General features: G+C 31.4%; 1 protein-coding gene. It reads right to left on the reverse strand.

Going from position 1 to position 293, the window contains the following annotated elements:
- A partial coding sequence (locus CAMP18497_RS08260) for a methyl-accepting chemotaxis protein (protein WP_337213763.1) occupies nt 1-293 on the reverse strand: 293 nt, incomplete at both ends.

Genomic DNA, 293 nt, shown 5'->3' on the forward strand with positions numbered 1-293 from the left:
AAAACTTCTTCTTCCTAGCATCCTCTAAGATATCATTAGCTATTTTATTAACATTATCAGATATAGCTGCACTATCATTAGCTATTTTTAAATTCTCTTGAGTTACATGATCAATTTGTGCTACAGCATCATTTATTTGAGTAATACCTGTAGTTTGTTCTTTAATACTCTCACCCATTTCATTAATAGATTGAACTAAGATATTAGTATTAGCTTCAATCTCACCTAAAGACTTTTGAGTTCTTTCTGCTAGATTTCTAACTTCATCAGCAACAACAGCAAAGCCACGTCCA

The sequence above is a fragment of the Campylobacter sp. W0066.1 genome, from assembly GCF_024723635.1.
GTDB lineage: Bacteria > Campylobacterota > Campylobacteria > Campylobacterales > Campylobacteraceae > Campylobacter_D > Campylobacter_D lari_C.